The organism is Frankia sp. CcWB2, from assembly GCF_977927585.1.
On record NZ_CDWRCM010000170.1, the window covers coordinates 4,010 to 9,753 of the forward strand.

Here is a 5,744-nt window from a genome sequence, read left to right on the forward strand (position 1 = left end):
CTCGAGCGAAGGGCGACCAGCAGCCCACCGCCCGCCACCAGCGCCACGAGCACCGCCACGGATCCAATCAGGACATACCGGTGTCGATTGGTCAAATCAGCGCGAGCCATCGAATCCTTCCAGAGCTATCCCACCGAGCCGGGGGCCGCGCCGTACCGGCCCTTTTCGTGGGTCTGGAGACCCGAGCGGGGAACTCCAGCCGGTCTACGCCTGCACTGCCAGGAGACGGGGCTCGGCGGGCGCGGCCGGGCCGAGGACGAAGTCCAGGAAGGCGACGTGCCGAGCGGACCAGCTGTTGTCCGCGACGAAATCCAGCCGGTCAGCCTCCGTGACGGCCGGCCAGGTCAGGATCTCGTTCATCGCCGCCACCGGATCGTCCCCCGGGCGCAGCAGTCGGACCCGCCGCCCGATGCCCCGAACCGGGGCAAGGTCCGTGGCGAGGACGGGACGCCCGGCTGCCAGATATTCGTAGATCTTGATGGGGTCCATAGCCTCGGTCAACGGAGTGCTCCGGTGGGTGAGCAGGCACACGTCGGCCGCGGCGATCAGACCGGTCACGGCCGGCCGGGGCAGATGTCCGGGCAACCGCACCGACCGCAGCATCCGCAGCGACCGGACGGAGGCCTCGTCCGGGATGGGGCCGGCCAGAATCACGGTGCCGGCCGACGCCAGGCCGCGAATCATGTCCAGATCGAGGCGGGTGTCGACGGTGCCCGCGTACACGCACCACGGCCGAGGGAGGCGCCGGAGCCAGTCCGGCGGGGACGGCGGGCGCAGCCACTCGGCCGGGTCGACACCGTTGTGCACGACCAGCCCGGCACCGGTCGGCCCGGCACCGGTCGGATGGAGGCGTTCCAGCAGCGGCCTGGACACCGCGATGACCGGCAGCCGCCGGCGCCGGATCTCCTCGTAGGCATGCCGGAAGGCCGGATGCCACCGCCGTAGCGATGGGTGGGTCGCCCAGTCGTCCCGGGCGTAGTACATGACCGAGCCGGCCCAGGACATGTCGGCGAAGCCCGCCAGCGGCGGATACATAGTGATCACGACGGGTCGTTTGCAGCCGGCCCGGCCCGCGGCCCGGCCGAGCCTCCTATCATACCGCCGATAGGCCGCCCGCAGCGACGGCAGCGTCACCGGGTCCTTGCGGCGCCACCGCTGCGGCGACACCAGATGCCCCTCAACGCCACCGGACGGTGGCAGGACGGTGGTCCGGCCGCCCCGCAGCACCGTACCGAGGTGGCTCCGAAACGGCTCGGCCACGACCACGCGCCGGACCCTGGGCGATCGCAGCAGGGTGAGCAGTAGACGATCGGGAGGACGCATGTACGCCCTGATCGCCATGTCCTGGAGCGTCTCGATCGGCAGGGCCAGCACCACGTCCCGCTGGCCCGCCGTGGGGGCATCTTCCATAAGAGTGGACTCCTTCACCGTTGAGCCATCGGGTTCACCCGTGAGCCGTCGGGCCCAGCGCGTCGTCTCTGCGCGACGACGCCGGAGCAGGCTGCCCCGAGCCGGCGCTCGCGCGCCGGGCATACTGCAGTAGGTCCGCCAACGCGGGTGGGCGTTGTCTCCACGTGATCATGATGTAGGTCGCGGCACCGGCCAGCACGCTCGCCAACAGGCACACTGGGCGGGCAAGCCGGAACCCGTGGGTGAGCCACTGGACAGCGGCCATCACGGCGACGGTCCCCGCGGTCGCCACGACGTGCGGCCAGACCGCGGTGACCAACTCGCGCGGCTTCGCGTCCACCAGTCTGAAGGGAATCGCGAAGCCGGGCGGTAGCAGGAGGACGATCACGATGGCGTACGCCGCCGCGACCCCGTTGATTCCCCACGGCAGGCCGGCGAAGTAGCTGCCGAGCATCAGCAGGCCGGAGAAGATTCCCCAGCGCAGCAGCAGGTCGGTTCTTCCCTTCACGTTGTAGAGGACCCCGACGCTGAAACTCACCGACTGGATGCCGCCGATCGGGGCGAGCAGCCAGATGAGCGGCACCAGCCGTTCCCAGCGCGCGCCGAGCACGACCAGGACGACGTCGCGCGCGACGACAGTGAGTCCGGCCATGACCGGAAAACAGACCAGAGCGGCGAGCGCGCATGACCGGAAATAGACCCGGCGGATCGCGGCGTGATCGTCCTGGAGCCGGGACAGACCGGCGAACATGACTTCCTGGAACGCCGTAGAAACAGTGCTCACCGGATACATGAGCACCCGCTGCGCCAGGCCATAGTAGCCCAACTGCTGGGCTCCGAGGAAATGCCCGACAATCACCTTGTCGCCGTGCAGCAGAAAGAAGTTGAAGACGCTGAACCCGCTCAGGTTGGCGCTGAAACGCAGCACGGACCTGACCTCGGCGGGGCTGAACGACGCCCTGGGACGCCACGGCGACTGCAGCCACGCGACGAGGGTGGTGACCCCGAATCCGACCAGATAGCCGATGACCAGTGACCACACCTGGTAGCCCAGCAGGGCGAACAGGATCGAGCAGGCCGCGTTGGCCGCCGTCCCGATGATATTCGCCGCGGCGACGGCACCGAACTTCATCTCCCGGCGGAGCAGCCACTGCTGCAGGTCACCGAGGCTGGCGAGCAGCAGGCCGAGGCCCAGGACCTGGAGCACGGGCGTCAGCGCCGAGTCACCGTACAGGCTGGCCAGGCCGGGCGCCAGCAACGCCAGCAGGCCCGAGATGACCAGACCAAGCCCGATGTTGAGGAAAAAGACGCTGCTGAGCAGCCGCTCGCTGATCTTGTCTCGTTGGACAACCGCCATGCCGGTCCCGAAACCCCGCAGAATTTCGAGGAACATCACGATGACCAGCGCCATCGTCATGAGACCGAACGCCCGCGGTTCGAGCAGGTGAGCCAGGACGACCTGGACCAGCAGGCGGGTGACCTGCACGACAACCTGGTTCACCGACATCCACCGGGCTCCGCTGGCCATCGAACCGCGCGGCGCCCGACGGGGCGGCGACGGCTCCGCCACGGTCTCCCCCGCCCCCAACAGGGCGGACGACCGGGTCACGGACGACCGGGTCACGGCCGGTGGCTGGCTCACCGCTGCCACCCGGAGGCCAGGACCGCCGGTGCGGGGGTCATCCGCCAGAGTGCTCCGGCGCAGCCGATGAGCAGGAACAGCAGGCCGGCAAGCATCGCGAAGCTCAGGGCGTCGAAGGTGAGGAAGCTGACGACCCCGGCCAGGATCGAGGCCATCAACGCCTGGCCGAGTTCCCGGTCATGCTGTTCCCGGGCCCGACGCCGCGCCCCACGGGCCACCAAGAGACCGACGGCGACCCAGACCAGCAGCACGGTTGTCCCGACGACTCCGGTCTCCAGCACCGAGCCGAGTAGCTGATTGTCAAGGTAGAAGTACTGGTGGGGGGTGAATGTGCCCAGTCCACGGCCGAGGAGCGGCCTTTGCGTGAACAACTTCCAGGCCTGGGCGTAGTCCTCGGTGCGGCCGGTCACGCTGGGGTCCGCGCCGGCCCGCAGGAACAGCGAGACGGTCGCCTCGAGCAGACCGGGAAACAGCGTGTGCAGGACGAGGACGGACCCGGCCAGCGCCAGCAGGCCGTTGAGGCGGCGGCGGACCGGCCAGACCGCCGTCAGGGTCAGGATCGCCACGGCGGCGCTCACGGCGGTGCTTCGCGAGACGCTCATCGGCAGGACGGCCCCGATGACGGCGACCTGGGCCCAGGCACCGACCCGCGCCCACCCGCGGGCGGCGACGGCGTAGTACAGGGCCAACGGCAACACCACGGCCAGGACAACCCCGAACTCGATCGGATGCACGGCCGTCGCGGCGACCCGCTCGAAGCCAGACCGGACGTCGACGCGATCGACGTCCGGTCTGAGCGACATTCCCGGGGGGACCAGGACGGCGCTGTAGTTACGACCGGTCAGAAACTCGATCCCGCCGATGGTGGCCATGAAGGTGGCGCCCAGCACCACCCGGCGCAGCAGGCTGTCCAGCCGGGTCCGGCACCGGATCGCATCGGCGGCCAACAGCGTCACCCCGGCCTGCGCCACGACCGTCACGAGACTGCGATGAGCGGAGCTGACCTCTGTCGCTTCCACCACGCGGGTGAACATCATCGCGAAACTGAGCGTGAGAACCCATACGAGTACCAGCGTCGCGGCCCGCACCGGCTGGAACACCGGGTCGAACCGGGCGCGTCGTGCGGCCTGGTGAACCAGCCAGCCGGCAAGACAGCAAAGGCCGACGGGCACGGTCAGCTTCCCCAACGGCGGGAGCCGGTAGGTCGCCGGCACGGCGAAGAGAACGAAGACCATCAACGTCAGCAGCGTCACCGCGTCCCGCCGACTCGCCAGCAGGGGCACCGCCACGGCCGGGACGGCCAGCACCACGGCCGGCCCGACCGGCCCGAGCACCATCGCCGCCGCTACGGCGGCGGATCCGAACGCGACCGCGGCGAGCACCGGCCCGGCGGCGCCAGGTGCCTGGCCGGCACCGAACGGCCCGGCCCCCGGCGCCGCCGGGCCGGTGAGAGAGCCGGCGGTCATCCGGCCACCAGCCCGCTGGTCACCGGTTCACCTCTCACCGGTTCGCCTCGAACCGCCAGGCGACCCGTCGAGTGCCCGCCATGGGATCTTCGGGGAGTGCGTGCCGTCCGCGCCGACCCCGGCCACGGCCACGGCTGGCGCCCGCCCGGGCGGGACCGTAATGCTCCGCCCCTCCCCGTGACCGGGCCCGGCGCCCGGCCTCGGCGTCGACGGCAAGCGCCAGCCCCAGCGCCGCTGCCACGCCGAGGAACGCGACGGTGCCAAGCAGCTTGAGGCTACGGGCGGGCTGCACGCTCGTCAGCGGCGGCTCGGACAGCGGCGCTATCCGGTAACGCTGGTCCGGCGGCACAGCAGACTGCAGATCGTTCGACTTCGCGGTGATCACACGTACCACCTGATCCAGGGTGCGAGTGGCCTCGGTGGGATCGGCGGCCGTGGCCGTTACATCGAGGAATACCGTCTCCGGTTGCACCGAGATCTCGTAGTCACCATGGAATCCAGCCGAACGGATCTCCTCCCGCACCTGCCGAGAGTCCATGATCTTCGACTCCGTGAGAGCCAGCAACTTGAGTGAATCGCCAAAGTAGGAGAGCGGGTTGACGGGCTGCAGGATAAACCCGGAACCGGAGGAGGATGTGGCGAGCTTCTGCTCCACCGACGGGCCGACCACGAGGACCATGGCCTTCGACTGGTAGACAGGCTTGGCGACAGACATCGTGATCCCGATTGCGGCCGCCGTGGCGAGCAGGATCGGAAGCATGACATACCATCGGCGGAACGCCGTTCTGGAGATCGTCACGATGTCCATGTCGGACTCCCCCGGTAAGCCGACGACGCCGACGGCGAGGCCTGGTCCGCACCATGACCAGAAGGTTCTGTCATTCGGGGCTCCAAGGATTCATACGCCTGAACCGATCCCATCATCAGCCTGGATCGATTCAATGTAGTCGCCCTGCGCCGCGCCGATATGCAGGCCGACCCGCGTGTCGTCGCGCTACCCGGACCGGTGGGATGGGGACTTCGCGGCGAGTCGGGTCCCGATTCGGGTCCCGAATGTCATGCGTACCTCGCCGCCCATGTGCCGAGCATGGGGCAATGCCCACTGCCGCCCCAGAACCGCCAGGCAGCGAGCCCGCTCGACCCGGTCGAGCCGGTCGTGGGACAGGATCACATGAATCATCCGGACGGTCTTCTCCACCATCGGCAGCGACGGTGCCTGCCGGTGC

General features: G+C 69.4%; 4 protein-coding genes and 1 pseudogene. All 5 read right to left on the reverse strand.

Translation table 11 applies throughout. The annotated features are described in order from the left end of the window. Positions 1–204 precede the first annotated feature (204 nt). Entirely contained in the window at positions 205–1,410 is a 1,206-nt protein-coding gene (locus ACY45C_RS16455) for a glycosyltransferase (RefSeq protein ID WP_462188460.1), read from the reverse strand. 34 nt (positions 1,411–1,444) lie between these two features. After that, a complete protein-coding gene (locus tag ACY45C_RS16460) occupies positions 1,445–3,052 on the reverse strand; it encodes a lipopolysaccharide biosynthesis protein (RefSeq protein WP_462188461.1) in 1,608 nt (535 codons plus the stop codon). Continuing rightward, positions 3,049–4,518, reverse strand: coding sequence for an O-antigen ligase family protein (locus ACY45C_RS16465; RefSeq protein ID WP_462188462.1), 1,470 nt, complete (start codon positions 4,516–4,518; stop codon positions 3,049–3,051). Before ACY45C_RS16465 ends, ACY45C_RS16460 begins: the two co-directional genes overlap by 4 nt. Positions 4,519–4,552: 34 nt before the next feature. After that, positions 4,553–5,326 (reverse strand): Wzz/FepE/Etk N-terminal domain-containing protein, encoded by a 774-nt coding sequence (locus ACY45C_RS16470; RefSeq protein WP_462188463.1) that lies wholly within the window; start codon positions 5,324–5,326, stop codon positions 4,553–4,555. 186 nt (positions 5,327–5,512) lie between these two features. Continuing rightward, positions 5,513–5,744: pseudogene (locus ACY45C_RS16475) on the reverse strand (glycosyltransferase family 2 protein); the annotation flags it as partial.